The organism is Pseudomonas sp. JZ134 (assembly GCF_051027695.1).
GTDB classification, from domain to species: Bacteria; Pseudomonadota; Gammaproteobacteria; order Pseudomonadales; family Pseudomonadaceae; genus Chryseomonas; species Chryseomonas luteola.
This window is the reverse complement of record NZ_CP069250.1, coordinates 1,469,981-1,484,070: the sequence shown is the minus strand read 5'-3', so window position 1 is coordinate 1,484,070 and position 14,090 is coordinate 1,469,981. Positions and strand designations below refer to the sequence as shown.

The 14,090-nt window shown below is 57.6% G+C and carries 12 protein-coding genes; 10 read left to right on the top strand and 2 right to left on the bottom strand.

The window, feature by feature from the left end:
- The first annotated feature begins 13 nt into the window (after nucleotides 1-13).
- From JQR86_RS06870 to JQR86_RS06860, 3 genes are all read left to right on the top strand, one after another.
- Complete coding sequence (locus JQR86_RS06870; RefSeq protein ID WP_010794979.1) at nucleotides 14-508, top strand: LEA type 2 family protein; 495 nt, start codon at nucleotides 14-16, stop codon at nucleotides 506-508.
- A 3-nt stretch (nucleotides 509-511) separates the two neighbouring features.
- Nucleotides 512-709: an SEC-C metal-binding domain-containing protein gene (locus JQR86_RS06865; protein WP_434154568.1), complete on the top strand. Its 198-nt coding sequence runs from the start codon at nucleotides 512-514 to the stop codon at nucleotides 707-709.
- Between the two features lie 110 nt (nucleotides 710-819).
- Nucleotides 820-1,467 (top strand): glutathione binding-like protein, encoded by a 648-nt coding sequence (locus JQR86_RS06860; RefSeq protein WP_074823778.1) that lies wholly within the window; start codon nucleotides 820-822, stop codon nucleotides 1,465-1,467.
- Nucleotides 1,468-1,516: 49 nt separating this feature from the next.
- Here the strand turns inward: JQR86_RS06860 and JQR86_RS06855 are convergent, their stop codons facing one another.
- Complete coding sequence (locus JQR86_RS06855; RefSeq protein ID WP_434154567.1) at nucleotides 1,517-3,130, bottom strand: APC family permease; 1,614 nt, start codon at nucleotides 3,128-3,130, stop codon at nucleotides 1,517-1,519.
- Nucleotides 3,131-3,413: 283 nt separating this feature from the next.
- Here JQR86_RS06855 and JQR86_RS06850 point away from each other — a divergent pair, with 283 nt between their 5' ends.
- From JQR86_RS06850 to JQR86_RS06840, 3 genes are all read left to right on the top strand, one after another.
- Complete coding sequence (locus JQR86_RS06850; RefSeq protein WP_434154565.1) at nucleotides 3,414-5,891, top strand: penicillin acylase family protein; 2,478 nt, start codon at nucleotides 3,414-3,416, stop codon at nucleotides 5,889-5,891.
- 163 nt (nucleotides 5,892-6,054) lie between these two features.
- The gene (locus JQR86_RS06845; RefSeq protein ID WP_434154564.1) at nucleotides 6,055-7,260 is read left to right on the top strand and encodes a CmpA/NrtA family ABC transporter substrate-binding protein; all 1,206 of its coding nucleotides are present in this window, start codon (nucleotides 6,055-6,057) and stop codon (nucleotides 7,258-7,260) included.
- 19 nt (nucleotides 7,261-7,279) lie between these two features.
- Nucleotides 7,280-7,855: an ANTAR domain-containing response regulator gene (locus JQR86_RS06840; protein WP_010794985.1), complete on the top strand. Its 576-nt coding sequence runs from the start codon at nucleotides 7,280-7,282 to the stop codon at nucleotides 7,853-7,855.
- 6 nt (nucleotides 7,856-7,861) lie between these two features.
- Here JQR86_RS06840 and JQR86_RS06835 read toward each other — a convergent pair whose 3' ends face one another.
- Nucleotides 7,862-9,574, bottom strand: a complete 1,713-nt coding sequence (locus tag JQR86_RS06835) for a diguanylate cyclase (RefSeq protein WP_434154563.1) — start codon at nucleotides 9,572-9,574, stop codon at nucleotides 7,862-7,864.
- 219 nt (nucleotides 9,575-9,793) lie between these two features.
- On the opposite strand from JQR86_RS06835, the gene JQR86_RS06830 reads away from it, so the two are divergent.
- The 4 genes from JQR86_RS06830 (at nucleotide 9,794) to JQR86_RS06815 (ending at nucleotide 14,089) form a co-directional block, all read left to right on the top strand.
- The gene (locus JQR86_RS06830) at nucleotides 9,794-9,988 is read left to right on the top strand and encodes a hypothetical protein (RefSeq protein ID WP_037030397.1); all 195 of its coding nucleotides are present in this window, start codon (nucleotides 9,794-9,796) and stop codon (nucleotides 9,986-9,988) included.
- On the top strand, nucleotides 9,989-10,765 hold the full coding sequence (locus JQR86_RS06825) for a hypothetical protein (RefSeq protein ID WP_125889245.1): 777 nt from the start codon (nucleotides 9,989-9,991) through the stop codon (nucleotides 10,763-10,765).
- A gap of 376 nt (nucleotides 10,766-11,141) precedes the next feature.
- A complete protein-coding gene (locus JQR86_RS06820; RefSeq protein ID WP_434154562.1) occupies nucleotides 11,142-12,353 on the top strand; it encodes a nitrate/nitrite transporter in 1,212 nt (403 codons plus the stop codon).
- 65 nt (nucleotides 12,354-12,418) lie between these two features.
- Nucleotides 12,419-14,089 (top strand): protein kinase domain-containing protein, encoded by a 1,671-nt coding sequence (locus tag JQR86_RS06815; protein WP_434154561.1) that lies wholly within the window; start codon nucleotides 12,419-12,421, stop codon nucleotides 14,087-14,089.
- Nucleotide 14,090 lies beyond the last annotated feature (1 nt).

Here is a 14,090-nt window from a genome sequence, read left to right as displayed (position 1 = left end):
ATGGAGTCGTCACATGTTTTTTCGGGCATTCAACAGGAGAGTCCTAGGTCTCTCGCTAGGCATCCTGATCCTGTTTGGAATCAGTGGCTGTACGTGGTTCTCCAGGGATTATGAAGACCCTGAAATACAGCTGACCCAGGTAGACCTGCTCAAAGCCAAATTATGGGGACAGGAATTCCTGTTGCACTTCAAGGTGGACAACCCCAACGATATCGATCTGCCCATTCGTGGCATGACGTATGCGATCTACCTGGAAGATGTTCCCCTTGCCGAAGGCGAAACGGGGCGTAACTTCACGATCCCAGCCTCTGGCAGCACGGAGTTTACCCTCCCCGTGCAGACCAATATGTGGCGGTACGTCAAAGACATCGTCAAACTGATCAAACGGACCGACAAGCCCGTTCATTATCGTCTCGTTGGCGAAGTGAAGACCGGCTTGATGTTTGGCCGCAGCGTCTATATATCGCGCAGCGGCGAGATCGTCCCGAACAATTTTTTACCGGAGTAATCAATGAACCAGCAACCCCACGTCCACGGCACTGACTGCAATCATGACCACGATCACGGCCATCATCACCATGTTCATGGGCCGCATTGCAATCATGGTCCAGCTACCCCTGTTCGCAACCCACTCAAAGAGATCGGTCGCAACGATCCCTGCCCGTGCGGAAGCGAGAAAAAGTACAAGAAGTGCCACGGCGCTTCATGAATAAATGACGGCCCACTGATGTGGGCCGTTCTCGTTCATCGTTCCTTTCGAACTGTAAGCGTCCATCCCGGTCACTCCTTTGGCAGTACCCTTTGCCCCGGAGAGCCTTGATGATCGATCTTTATTACTGGACTACCCCCAACGGCCACAAAGTAACGCTGTTTCTTGAGGAAGCCGAACTGCCCTACCGCATTCATCCCATCAACATCATGAAGGATGAACAGTTTGCGCCAGACTTTCTGAAGATTTCGCCCAACAACAAGATTCCTGCCATTGTCGATCAGAACCCGGCAGATAATGGCAGCCCCGTGACGCTGTTCGAGTCTGGCGCCATCCTGCTCTATCTGGCAGAAAAAACCGGCAAATTCATCCCGCTGAATATCCGCGGACGTCAGGAGGTCATGCAGTGGCTATTCTGGCAAATGGGCGGTCTGGGCCCTATGGCCGGTCAGAACCACCATTTCGGGCGTTTCGCCAAAGAGAAGATTCCTTATGCGATTGATCGCTACGTGAGCGAGACCGCGCGCCTTTACAGCGTACTGAACAAGCGACTGGAAGATCGGGACTTTGTGGCAGGTGGGGAATACACCATTGCCGACATGGCCATTTATCCGTGGATTGTGCCCTACGAATGGCAACAGCAAAAGCTGGAAGACTATCCCAATATCAAGCGGTGGTTTGAGACGATTAGCATGCGAACCGCTACTGTCCGCGCCTATGACCTCGTCAACAAGGTAAACCCGCCAGCGGCGAGCTGATTGCCAGAACAGGCGTCGGCAGCGCTATAGCGACCGACGCCTGTCATGATCACGTCAGCGGCTGACCGTCATCATCGTGGAAGCGCGCCTTTTCAACCGCTGGCGTGCGCCAGCCAGCCGACACACCCCACAGGAAAAACACCAGACCAATCACCGCCACTACCGCCAGATCCCATCCGTATGGCAGATAACCCTGGCCACCGAAACGGTCGCTTCCCGCCCAGGAGACCGCTGCCAACACCGGCAGGAAACACAGCAGCCACAGCGAGCCGAAGAAATGACGGCTGAAACCCTTCCACCCCTGCCTGGCCTGGTAATAGATGTATATGGGCAATGCCGCCACGATCAGCAGCATGATTTCACCTGTCCGAGGCCACTTGGCCCAGTAGAGAAGCTCAGTGGCGAAAATGAACGCCAGTGCGGCTAAAACAGACAGCCCTCGGATTCGCAAAGGGCGATAGAGCTCAGGCGCCGTCCGCCGTAATGCCATGACACTTACCGGCCCGGTCAGGTAGGAAATGATCGTGGCAACAGAAATAACTGCCGCCAGTGTGCCCCAGCCCCGGAAGAAAAACAGGAAGATGAAGGACACCGCAAGGTTCAGCCACATGGCCGGGCGGGGAATCCCGAACTTGGGATGTACATGCCCGAACATGGCCGGCAGGCTGCCGTTGCGCTGGATACCATAGATCATCCGCGCAGTGGTGGCAGTATAGGTAGCGCCTGTTCCGCTCGGGCTGACAAAGGCGTCCGCATAGAGCAGAAAGGCTAGCCAGTTCAGGTTCAAGGCCAGCGCCAGTTGGGCAAAAGGTGAGCTGTATTCAAGACCTGCCCATCCCTCGTGCAGATGCTCAGGAGGAACGGCGCCTAGAAAGGCAACCTGGAGGAGAAGATAGATCACCGTGGCGATAATGATCGAACCGATTACCCCAAAGGGTACGCTACGGCCGGGATTATGCGCCTCGCCTGCAAGATTTACCGGACTTTGGAAACCATTGAAACTGAACACAATGCCGCTGATGGCTACTGCTGTCAGGACAGCCGAAATACTGATGGAGTGGTCTTCGCCGGTGATGCCAACGGTAAAATTCTCACTGTGAAAACCTGACAGCATGAGCGCTATGGCGGTCAGTGCCGGTACCACTAACTTGAATATTGTGATTGCGCTGTTACTGCGGGCATAGAGCTTGACGCCCCAAAAGTTGAGCAGGAAGTACACGACTACCAGGAGCGCGGCCAGTATCAGACCGGTTGTACTCAACTCGCCATGACCGCTGCTGACACTGTAAAGGTCCTGCGCCCATTGCCAGGGCCAGGACGCCATATACTGAACGGACGCCTCGGCCTCGACCGGGATGACCGATACAATCGCGATCCAATTGGCCCATCCGCCAATGAACCCTACCAGAGAGCCGTGCGAGTAGTGCCCATAGCGCACCATGCCGCCCGACTCTGGAAACATGGCACCCAGCTCGGCATAGGTCAGCGCGATGAAAAGAATGATCACTGCACCTAATAACCACGCATAGATAGCCCCAGGGCCTGCCAGCTGGGCAGCATGCCAGGCACCAAACAACCAGCCGGATCCAATGATCGACCCCAGCCCAGTAAACATTAAAGCCAGAGGCCCTAAATCGCGACGGATCGCGCGCTCATTCGACATCGTGTACTCCTTGGTCAGCGCCTTAAAAGACGGACTCAAGGCCGATGAACAGAGCAACAACGGGCCAAAAGTCGCCCGTCCAATTGGCGAAGCGACAAATCATGTCAGAATGTTTCTGTCGTGATAAGGATTAAATGTCGTTTTTAAACAAGTGTGATCCGCTTCACTGGTCAGAAAAATCACACCCGCTGGCGGAATGGACTGGACAGTGCTTGCCTGGATAACAACGCCTCACTAACGTAGCGCGCTTTTGAAACCCTGCTCCTCTGGAGACTATCCGTTCATGGATTTTCCTGCTTACCGGCGCCATCTAGGTCGTCTTGGTCTTGTTTCAGTACTGGGGCTTGCGGGCTGCCAGACAACGTTTGATCAACGTGACACGGATAGCCTTCCACTCAGCTCGGGCGTTCAGCCCATCAAGGGACTTGCAGAAAACGCTTCGATTCGGCGAAGCGAACTAGGCGTGCCCCTGATCGAAACATCGACCTTTCACGATGCGCTGTTCACGCTGGGTTATGTCCACGCATCGGATCGACTGAGCCAAATGATTACCTTGCGCCTGCTGGCGCAAGGACGGCTGGCAGAAATGGCAGGGCCGGACGCATTGGACGCCGATCGCCTTATACGTGCGGTCAATCTCAGGAGAACGGCAGAAACTGCCTACAAGAATGCATCGCCACGCTTGAAGAAATTCCTAGAGGTCTACGCTCGCGGCGTTAACGCCTACCTGTTCCGTTACCGGAACAAGCTTCCAGCAGATCTGGCCGCCACCGGTTATCAGCCTGAATATTGGAAGCCTGAGGACTCCGCCCTGCTCTTTGCTCTGCTCGATTTCAGTCTGTCCGTCAATCTGAACGAGGAACTGGCCAGTCTGGCGTTGGCACAGAAGGTCAGCGCCGATACCTTGGCCTGGTTGCTGCCCAGCTATCCCGATGAGCCGATTCCCGTCGACGAAGCTGCCAAACTCAAGGGTTTGTCCTTGGCGGGACAAATCCCAGGGCTGGAGGCGTTGAACGCAGCCTCAACACGCCTCGCCCAGGTAAACGGATTGACGGTTCCCGCCGGAAGCAGCTGGGCCATTGCTCCGCAGCGCAGTCGCAGCGGCAAGAGCTTGTTGGCAGGTGACCTCAGCCAATCGCTAGCCCTGTCATCGGCCTGGAGCTACGTACAGGTTCGTGCGCCCCGTTATCAGGCGGCAGGATTGTCCCTGGCGGGAACGCCGTTCATTCTTTCCGGCTACAACGGCAAACTGGCCTGGTCGTTTTCTCCAGCCATGGGCGACACTCAGGATCTATATCTTGAACGTGTACGCACCCAGGGCAGCGGCTTGAACTACGAGGTCAATGGACAATGGACACCTGCAGCGGCCCGTTCCGAGACTTTTTTCATCAAAGGCCAGCGGCCGGTACGAGAGACTGTCTTCGAAACCCGGCATGGCCCGCTGATCAATCATCAAGTCGGCCAGCAAAGCGGTTATGGTCTGGCCTTGCGCAGGGCTACGCTCGATACGGACAAATCCATGGATGCAGTATTCGACCTGAGCCGGGCCAAGGATGTTGACCGTGCATTCGAGATAACCCGAGACATCCGAGCGCTTGCGCTGAATATAGTCTTTGCCGACGCCGAACATGTTGCGTGGCAGGTTACCGGCCTGTACCCCAACCGCCGAGAAGGACGCGGGCTGCTGCCCTCACCCGGGTGGACCGATCGTTATGAATGGGATGGTTTTGCCGACCCGATGTTGCATCCCTATGACCAGGACCCTTCCCAAGGGTGGCTTGGCAATGCTGGCAACCGTACGGTACCGCTGGGATATGGCATGCAGCTATCAAGCTCATGGCAGGCTCCTGAGCGGGCCGAACGTATCGCTCAGCTTGCAGGCTCGCAGACACGGCTGGAAGCTCGCAACCTGATGGCCATGCAGGCAGACCAGACCTCACCGTTGGTCGCCAAGGTCCAGGCCATGCTGAGCGCACCGGGCATGGCTCAGCCCCTCAAATCGGCCATCGAGGCCCTACCGGCTGAGCAACGCGCACATGCCACCGAGGCCTTGCGCCGAATCGGCACGTTCGATGGGCGCCTATTGGCCACGTCAGCCGATGCGGCCGTCTATGAAGCGTTTCTGCAGGCTACCGCTCGACTGACTTTTGCCGATGAACTGGGAGGAAGCAACAGCCCGGCGATGCAGGCTCTCAACCGGATCGCCACGCTCTCTTACTCAGCTCAAATCGATCATCTTCTGACCCGGGACGATAGTCCTTTCTGGAATGATACCCAGACGACAGCCAGGCACGACAAACCGGCCATTCTTGCCCAGGCGCTTGCCTCAGCCATTGCCGAATGCGAGCAGGTCATGGGTAATGACCGAAACAGCTGGCAATGGGGGCGTCTGCACACGTATGACTGGCAGGGCGAAACCGAACAGGCGGCCGCCCGGCCAGGTGCCAGTACACGCTATCGAGCTCGCCGGGCATATCCGGCAGGCGGTGACTTCTCGACGCTGGATCGCTCGGCCTATGGCTGGGGCAACGGCTTTGGAGCACACAGTGCCAACAGCTTGCGCATGGTCGTGGATTTTGGTCAGCCGGAACCGTTTATGGCCATTGATGGCAAGGGGCAGTCGGATAATCCGGCCAGCCCTTACTACGGCAAGGGCATCGAACCCTGGCTGAAAGGTCAGTATTCCAGCTTCCCCTTCCAGCCGCACAATCTGGATCGTGTTTATGGCATGCGTCGTCTGACGCTAACGCCTGCCCAGTAAGCGAGCCGGCCCTGGCATATCACTTGCTTCATGTCTCTTCAGAAGCAAGTGCCAACGGCGGCATTTGCTGACCGTATATTCGACAATGGCGTCGTTCTGCGCCGATAACCCTTGTTATCGGCCTTAACGGCGCTTTTTTGTTTATGTTTTGCCAAGGCTTGCCATGACGACGATTAACGCCCTCGCCTGGGTATCAGGCTCGGATGCACCAGAACGGAGCATTGTAAATCTGGGCTTCATGCCCCTGACCGATTCTGCCTCGCTGATCGTGGCAGCCACTCAAGGATTTGCTCAACCCTACGGATTGACCCTGCACCTACATCGTCAGCCGTCCTGGTCAGCCCTGAGGGATCGTCTACTCAATGGCGAGCTGGATGCGGCGCACAGCTTGTACAGCATGATCTATGGCCTGCAATTGGGGCTGGGCAGCTCGTCACCTACCGACATGGCTGTTCTGATGGGCTTGGCCCAGAATGGGCAAAGCATCAACCTCTCAGCCTCGCTCGCGACCGAAGGTGTCACTACAGCTGAAGCACTGGCACACCGTATTCAGCAGTCTTCGCAGGCTCCGCTTGTGCTGGCGCATACCCTACCCACCGGGACTCATGCGCTCTGGCTGTACTACTGGCTGGCCGCCAAAGGCATCCATCCGCTGGAAGATGTGAGCACCGCTGTGGTGCCTCCACCGATGATGGTGGAGCATTTACGCGCCGGCCGAATCGATGGGTATTGTGTAGGCGAGCCCTGGGGCGCCTCGGCCATTGAGCAAGGCCTGGGCGTGACCCTGGCTACAACGCAATCCATCTGGCCGGATCATCCAGAAAAGGTGTTGGCCTGTACCCGTGCGTTTGCCGAGCAGAACCCCAACACGGCCCGCGCCTTGATCTGTGCCCTGCTCGATGCCAGCCGGTTCATCGAGGAAAGCCTCGAGAATCGTCGCAGCACTGCACAACTGATCAGCGGCGCCGCTTATGTCAATGCACCGGTAAGCGCCATCGAGCCGCGCATGTTAGGTCAGTACACAAATGGACTGGGGCAGCGCTGGCAGGATGAGCATCCCCTGCGCTTCTTTCATAAGGGTGCAGTCAATATGCCCTATCTATCAGATGGCATGTGGTTCATGACTCAATTCCGCCGCTGGGGTCTTTTACGCAATGATCCTGATTACGTGGGAGTGGCCCGTCAGGTACAGCAGCTCTCGCTTTACGGCGAGGCGGCAGCGCGTGTAGGCGTGGAGGTTCCTGATCAGCCCCTGCGCAGCGCTACGCTCATTGACGGCCGGGTATGGGATGGACAGGATCCGGCAGGCTACGCCCGCAGCTTTACCCTGCATGCCCTGGCTGACGCCATGCTTAATCCACTGACTTGACTTCGAGGCGACAAGCACCATGCGCATTCTGCTTATCGACGACACCCCGAAGAAGGTAGGCCGCCTGAAGGCCGCCCTGCTGGAAGCCGGCTTTGACGTAATCGAAGAGTCCGGCCTGACCATAGACCTGCCCGCCCGAATCGAAGCGATCCGCCCCGATGTCATCCTGTTCGACACCCAGTCGCCCAGCCGTGACGTTATGGATCAGGTATGCTTGGTGACGCGAGACCGCCCTCGGCCAATCGTCATGTTTACCGACGAGCACGATCCAGATGTCATGCGCCAGGCCATTCAGTCAGGCGTCAGCGCCTATATCGTGGAAGGCATTCATGCCCAACGATTGCAACCGATCCTCGACGTGGCCATGGCACGCTTCGAAACCGATCAGGCTCTGCGCGCCCAGCTGCAGGCACGGGAACAGCAACTAGCCGAGCGCAAGCGAATCGAGCTGGCGAAAGGCATGTTGATGAAAATGCGGGACTGCAATGAGGAACAGGCTTACACCCTGATGCGCCGCCAGGCCATGAGTAAACAGCAGAAGCTCGTTCAGGTAGCTGAGCAGATCATTTCCATGAACGAGCTGCTCGGCATGTAAAGCCCCTCATTGACGTTGTTGCACGGAGTGCGCTGGCGAGGTTGGCAGCGCAGTGACCGTCTGACTCAAGCAGACCCGGTTGCGGCCCTGCCGCTTGGCTTCGTAGAGCGCCTTGTCAGCGGCCTGCAGCAGTTCCTCGGCTTTCTGGCCGCTCTGTGGATACATGGCAATACCCAGCGAAATGGTGACCGGGCCCAGAGGTGCACCGCCATAGACCAGTTGCATGTGACTGACCGCCTCACGTAGCGCCTCGCAACGCGCCAGGGCGCCTGCCTGGGTGCACTCGGGCAATACCAGGGCAAACTCCTCTCCACCGAAGCGGCAGGCCAGATCACTGGCCCTGACCAGGCGTTTAACCTCCACGGCCAAATGCCTTAAGACCGCATCGCCAGCCTCATGGCCGTGAGTATCGTTAAACCGTTTGAAGTGATCCACGTCGAACAGCACGACAGCCGTTGTCGTCTGGTTGCGACTGGCACGCAGCAGTTCGCGGCTCAGAGTCTCATCGAGGAAACGGCGGTTGTGCAGTCCGGTCAGCGCATCCACGATGGACTGATGACGCAGGCTGTCACGCAGGGCCAGGTTCGCCACGCCCAGGGATACCTGCTCGGCAAAGGCTTCGGCCAGCTTGAGTCCTGAGGTGGGATGCTCGCACAGCGTCAACACACCGATAGGCTCACCCTGCGCCATCAGTGGCACACAGACGTAGCCGCCTTGCGCCTGGACGACATTGACCAGATGGGGACAGACCAGATCCTTGGTTACGTCCTGGACATCATGGGTCTGCCCACGACGCACCGACCAACACTGGTGAGGCTCGAACATGGTCTTCTGCTCAACCCAGCCATTCCAGGCTCCTGCGAGTTCCAGGACATCCCGCGAGGGGTGATACAGATGAATACACCCTGGGGCGGATCCGAACAGCTGGCTGGCGAACCGGGTGATGATGTCGTAGCACTCGGCAAAGTCCGTAGTTGAATGCAAAGCGCTGGCCATACGGCTCATGAGCTCCGTTTCACGGTTGCGCAGTTCGAGCTGTTGCATGCCGTCGCTTAATTGCTCTGAGAGTTCAAGCAGGCGTTTTTCGCTTGTCTTGGTCTCATTTAGTACGCGGAACGTGAACTTATAAAGAATCGCAACGAGGACCAGATCGAGCATGGCAATAAGCAGGAGCGCAATACGGATGATCTGACGACGCCATTCCACCTGCTGAGATAGCAATATGCTCTCTTGCGACATACGATTTTCAATCGTGGCGACTTCCTGTCGAATGGTATCCATGAGCCGTTTTCCCTCCCCCGTGCTGACCCGTGCTACTGCCTCGGACAGCCCCCGCTCACGGCGCAGCTGAATGGTGCCATTCCAATAGGCTCGCTGCTGACCGATCATATCCTGAAGGGCAGCAAACTCAGGGTACTGCTTCGCATCCATTGCTTGCCGCAAGGGAATCACAAGATGGTCGACCTCGGCATATCCTTGAAACAGAGGCGTCAGATAATCTTCACGGCCTGTAATGATGAACCCACGCTGGCCGGTTTCACCATCCTTGATTGCTGAAAATAAGCGCTGCAGCTGTTGGAGGCGCATTTCAGCTGCTTCGTAGTTATCCAGGCCGCTGCGAATCCAGCTGGTGCTGCTAAGAGGCACAATCACATTGAGAACCAGCATGGCGATGATTAGGCTGAATCGGCTACGCAACTGCGAAGCAGTCTTGGTCATTGCTTGTTTCCAGGAGATGCATCTATCGGATTAGAAGTCTAGCCGCTGCTGATCAATCCATAAGCAGTGTTTGCAGGAAGCAATCGAGCAAAAAGGCAGAACAACGGTCATACCGGTAAGTCTGCCTGTTTTTTCCGGCAGGCGACAGGTTTGTTCGATCTCTCTTGAAGGCGGCCCCTATCTAGGCTATAAGCCCGGAAACCCCGTATGGACATCATCATGCTTAAACACTTGATCGGTCTGTTCAGAGCGCCTTCGGAAGAAGAGCGGAAATTGGCGCAAACGATCAACAACTCGTACAAGTCCCTTCGGGTCGTGGGCCGCGGTACCATCCGGATTGATCCTGAAGAAGTGTTCGACTCGCCGGAGTTCAAGCAGGATCTCGACCGAGCCAAGCGCCTTATCAACGGCTAAATGTTTCTTCTCCTTCTTCTGCCTATCCTGGTTAGCGGGTTTCTCGTCTGTCACAAGCACCCGCTTTTCTACTATCGCCTGCATCGCTACGAGGGACAGTACCTCTATTTGCAGAGCGCCCGGCTGGGTCTGTTTTGCGCGCTTCTTTCGCTGACCCTCAACCTCATGCTGTTTCTGCTCGTGGCCCAGCATGACTGGACGGTTGCAGGCCGTACCTTTTCGCTCGATTACTTTTCCGGCCTGGCGAGCCTGATCCTGCAGACCCATGCCATTGAGGAGGCGAGCCAGGCCGCCCAACTCTCCTGGATTCTTATCCTCACCGTGACCGCACTCATGATCCCAAGGCCCTGGGCATTTCTGGCCAAGGCTTATATCAAGCGGCGGCATGGGTTGAAGGAAGAGAACTATGCGATGTTTCTCATGGCCGGCATTCTCAAGGACAGCCCGTTGGATGACCTGCTATTCAATGCCACGATCAACCGTGAAACCCTGATGCTCTCTCTGGAGGAGCGCAAGGTCTACGTAGGCAAGATCACGACCCTGGGTGAACCCAGCGAAACGGAAGGTGCCGATCAGGAGGTCTGCATCAAGCCGATCATGAGCGGCTATCGGGACAAGGACAAACTCTGGGTAACGTTCACGACCCACTATGCCGATGCGGACAAGGATATTTACCTCACGCTGAAGCAGAGCCAAATCCTGTCTGCGACCAAGTTCGACTTTGATGCCTACGAGCGCTTTGTCCGCAGTAAAAAGCCGGACCATGTAACGTCTTAACAAGACGATGCCTGTGCCCCATATCCGGGCATGTCTATCCATGATGCGCTGTAATGATTCAGACGGGCGGATGGTCTGACGGTAAAACCGCAGGCCAAAGCGCTTTGCTGACTTGGCGTGGCGTTTGCTAATCCATCCGTAACGGTAGCCAACGGCGGTTACCCACCTACGACAAAGGCGTCGCGTTGCTCCTGCTCCGGCAGAGGGCAACGTGGCGCCTTTGTCGTTTCTGCCCCAATGCCCGGGGCGGGTGGACGCTCCGCGGTTGTGCTGAATGCCTGGCATTTCACAACGCACGTCAGGCGCGTTCGCCTTGTGATGTTCGAACTGAGGCCCTGCCGCGTGGCGGGTACATCGTTGATTACGAGGTGCACGAATGAACACGAGTTTCTGGAAAGCCGGCCATGCGCCGACCCTGTTCGCCGCGTTTCTATATTTCGATCTGAGTTTCATGGTCTGGTACGTGCTTGGCCCGCTAGCCGTGCAGATCGCGGCCGACCTGCAACTGACGACTCAGCAACGCAGCATGATGGTCGCCACGCCCATTCTGGCAGGCGCCGTGCTGCGTCTGATCCTCGGCTTTGTGGCTGACACGCTCTCGCCCAAGACCGCAGGCATTATTGGCCAGATCGCCGTTATCGCGGCGCTATTCGTGGCGTGGCAGATGGGTATCGACAGTTACGAGCAGGCTCTGCTGCTGGGACTCTTCCTGGGTTTTGCCGGCGCTTCCTTTGCCGTCGCCCTGCCCCTGGCCTCGCAATGGTATCCGCCGCAGCATCAGGGCAAGGCCATGGGCATTGCAGGTGCCGGCAACTCGGGAACGGTCTTCGCGGCGCTGTTCGCTCCTGGCCTTGCAAAACTGTTCGGCTGGACCAACGTCTTTGGCTGGGCGTTGATTCCGTTGGTCGCTACGCTCATCTTCTTTGTACTGTTTGCACGCAATGCACCGCAGCGGCCTGCGCCGAAGAAACTAGCCGACTATGCCAAGGCCCTGGGTGACCAGGACAGCTGGTGGTTCATGTTTTTCTACAGCGTGACCTTTGGTGGTTTTCTCGGCCTTGCCAGTACCCTGCCGGGTTACTTTCATGACCAATATGGCCTGGAGCCCGTCGTTGCCGGCTATTACACCGCCGCCTGCGTCTTTGGCGGTAGCCTGATGCGCCCGCTGGGTGGCGCGCTGGCTGATCGGATCGGCGGTATCCGCTGCCTGTTGGGCATGTATACCGTGGCAGCTGTCTGTATTGCCGCAGTAGGCTTCCATCTGCCCAGTGCAACGGCCGCCCTGGGGCTGTTCGTAGTCGCCATGCTGAGCCTGGGCGCAGGCAATGGCTCGGTTTTCCAGCTGGTGCCGCAGCGCTTTCGCAAGGAGATCGGCGTCATGACTGGCTTGATTGGTATGGCAGGTGGTATTGGAGGCTTTGTTCTGACGGCGGGCCTTGGTGCTATCAAGCAATCCACCGGTGATTATCAGCTGGGCCTCTGGCTATTCGCCTGCCTGGGCGTACTGGCCTGGTTTGGTCTTCTGAGTGTGAAGCGGCGTTGGAGAACCACCTGGGGATCGGCGGCTGTGTCTGCTGCACGCGTTTAACTCGAAGCGCCCGTCAAACGACGGGCATTTCGCTTCTATAACCTCTCTACTTCCTGACCGAATCCATGCCCCTTACCTTGAGCATCGGTGAAGCCACGGCCACCGGTCCACGACCGGAAAACCAGGACGCCCTGCGTAGCGTCACACCGGCTCCCGCTCTGGCACTCAGCAAGGGGCATCTGTTTGCCCTGGCCGATGGAGTAAGCCACTGCGCCGACGGCGGATTGGCTGCCCGCTCAACCGTACAGGCGGTGGCGATGGATTATTACTCAACGCCCGAAACCTGGCCTATTGCACAGTCACTGGATCGTCTGCTCCTGGCACAGAACCGCTGGCTACAAGCCGGGGCCCAAGGCCAGCCGTTACTGACGACGCTGACAGCCCTTGTGCTCAGGGGACATCGCTACACCCTCGCCCATGTAGGCGATTGTCGGGCCTATCACCTTAGAGGCCAGACACTCTCCTGTCTGACAGAAGACCACGTCTGGCAACAGCCCGGCATGCAACATGTTCTGACACGTGCTCTGGGGCTGGAAGCTCATCTGATCGTGGACTTTCATGAAGGTGATCTGCAAATCGGTGATTGCTTCCTGCTGGTCAGTGATGGAGTCTGGGCCTGCCTAGGTGATGCGGCTATACGACGTATATTGCTGGATGAAGCCAACCCCATGTCAGTGGCCCATGCCTTGATCCACGCAGCCCATTTGGCGGGCAGTCAAGACAATGCCAGTGCATTACTGGTACGTGTTGACGCCCTGCCTGACAAACCCTTGGCGGATGCCCTCGCCGAGGTAGCGGGCTGGCCTGTTCCACCACGACTCAAAGAGGGCCAGATGTTCGAGGGCTGGCAGGTCGAACAGCGCCTGGCGATCTCTCAGCAGTCCTGGCTGTATCGCGTGCGTGACAGCGCCGGGCGGCCCTGGCTGCTCAAGACTCTCGCCCCAGGTCAGCAAGGTGATACCCAGGCCATGCAGGCGCTCCTGATGGAGGAGTGGTTTCTACGCCGCGTCGCCGGAAGGGCTTTTGTCGAACTGCATCCACTGCCTCAACGTCAGCACCTGTATTACGTACAGCGTGAATACCCGGGCCGCACGCTGGCTGTCCAATTCAAACAGGCCGGTCCATTTCCGCTTGGCGAGTGGCTGGATACCGCAACCCGCCTCCTGCGCGCCCTGGGTCAATTGCATCGGCGCAATATTCTGCACCGGGATATCAAACCCGAGAATCTGCACCGGGGCGATGATGGCGAACTCAGGCTACTGGACTTTGGCCTTGCCTATTGCCCTGGCCTTTCCCATGAATGCGAGGGCGCGGTGCCGGGTACGCCCAGCTATCTGGCGCCCGAAACGTTCGAAGGTGCCGCACCTGGGCCGCAGCAGGACCTCTTTGCGGCAGGTGTTACGCTCTATTACCTGCTGACAGGCCATTATCCCTACGGAGAAATAGAGGCCTTCCAACGACCGCGTTTTCAACAGCCGGAACGTGTGCTGCGCTATCGGCACGACGTACCGCTCTGGCTGAATGACTGGTTACTGCGCGGTGTAGCGGTCGATCCAGCCCAGCGTTTCGAGACGGCAGAAGAAGCCTTATTACTTTTGGAGCAAGGCGAGCGGCAACCTGCATTACCGCCCAAGGCATTGCTGGAGCGCGAGCCACTGAAATTCTGGCGTACAGCGGCCTGCGTTTCGTTACTGATCAACCTCGCCGCTGTGCTGCTCTGGTTGTATCGCCATTGAT

Coding starts and splice junctions, on each gene's coding strand:
- JQR86_RS06870 (WP_010794979.1), top strand. CDS start 14: ATGTTTTTTCGGGCATTCAACAGGAGAGTCCTAGGTCTCTCGCTAGGC.
- JQR86_RS06815 (WP_434154561.1), top strand. CDS start 12,419: ATGCCCCTTACCTTGAGCATCGGTGAAGCCACGGCCACCGGTCCACGA.
- JQR86_RS06855 (WP_434154567.1), bottom strand. CDS start 3,130: ATGTCGAATGAGCGCGCGATCCGTCGCGATTTAGGGCCTCTGGCTTTA.
- JQR86_RS06860 (WP_074823778.1), top strand. CDS start 820: ATGATCGATCTTTATTACTGGACTACCCCCAACGGCCACAAAGTAACG.
- JQR86_RS06830 (WP_037030397.1), top strand. CDS start 9,794: ATGCTTAAACACTTGATCGGTCTGTTCAGAGCGCCTTCGGAAGAAGAG.
- JQR86_RS06825 (WP_125889245.1), top strand. CDS start 9,989: ATGTTTCTTCTCCTTCTTCTGCCTATCCTGGTTAGCGGGTTTCTCGTC.
- JQR86_RS06840 (WP_010794985.1), top strand. CDS start 7,280: ATGCGCATTCTGCTTATCGACGACACCCCGAAGAAGGTAGGCCGCCTG.
- JQR86_RS06835 (WP_434154563.1), bottom strand. CDS start 9,574: ATGACCAAGACTGCTTCGCAGTTGCGTAGCCGATTCAGCCTAATCATC.
- JQR86_RS06845 (WP_434154564.1), top strand. CDS start 6,055: ATGACGACGATTAACGCCCTCGCCTGGGTATCAGGCTCGGATGCACCA.
- JQR86_RS06820 (WP_434154562.1), top strand. CDS start 11,142: ATGAACACGAGTTTCTGGAAAGCCGGCCATGCGCCGACCCTGTTCGCC.
- JQR86_RS06865 (WP_434154568.1), top strand. CDS start 512: ATGAACCAGCAACCCCACGTCCACGGCACTGACTGCAATCATGACCAC.
- JQR86_RS06850 (WP_434154565.1), top strand. CDS start 3,414: ATGGATTTTCCTGCTTACCGGCGCCATCTAGGTCGTCTTGGTCTTGTT.